Origin of the sequence: Paenibacillus sp. YN15 (assembly GCF_003285005.1) — a bacterium.
Lineage (GTDB): Bacteria > Bacillota > Bacilli > Paenibacillales > NBRC-103111 > Paenibacillus_AR.
In genome coordinates this window covers 1-747 of record NZ_QMFA01000105.1, presented here as the reverse complement: position 1 = coordinate 747, position 747 = coordinate 1, and the positions used below count along the sequence as shown (strand labels likewise).

The 747-nt window shown below is 57.6% G+C and carries 1 pseudogene; it reads right to left on the bottom strand.

Going from position 1 to position 747, the window contains the following annotated elements:
* Positions 1 to 489 precede the first annotated feature (489 nt).
* Positions 490 to 747, bottom strand: a pseudogene (locus DQG13_RS31300) (IS110 family RNA-guided transposase); the annotation flags it as partial.

Here is a 747-nt window from a genome sequence, read left to right as displayed (position 1 = left end):
TCGCACCTTCGTTTTTGGCATGCTCCAACTAGAGCCTGTCAAAGTCCTTTTTTGACAGGCGGCTCCTTTGGCCCATACTGGTGTTCTGTCCTGGCCATCTGCCAGGACCTGCCCTACGGCGAGTAACGGGTGCAGGGCGCGTGCGTCCTGCGTTTCCCCTTTTGGGGGACGGAAGGGGGGATCTGGGTTTCGCGCGGTGGCAAAACGAAATCGCCGGTTGGCAACCTGATATTCGTGGATTCTCACATATTATACATCCGTCTGAAGAAGCTGCCGCTAACTATTCACGGGCGTGAGAAGCCGTAGCACCTTGCCCAAGCGGAACACGCGGTTTCTTCTTCACCTTGCTCCTTTTGCCACCCCGGTAAACCCAGATCCCTTCCCCTTACCACCTCCTTTTCAACGTCATCTCCTACCTGTACACTCCGTCGCGCCTACATGGGCCATAACCTGGAAACCGCTACCCCTCTCCTCTTCGTGGTCTCTGCCTTACCCCGCCTTCTTTTGCTGAAGGGCCTCCATTTCTCGGGCCAGGGCCCAGACAAATCCCGCCAGTTCTCTCGCAATCGCCACGACCAGAGTTCCCCGGTGTTTGCCTTTCTTCGTCATGGTTTTGTACACCTTATGCAACCGATGTTGGGCCGACCACGCGATCCCCTGTACGCTCGGCGGCAACCCCTCGATCCGCTGCCGCATATGCCGTTTGACCGATGGCGTGTACCGATAGCTCCAGGCCGCTTCCACCAG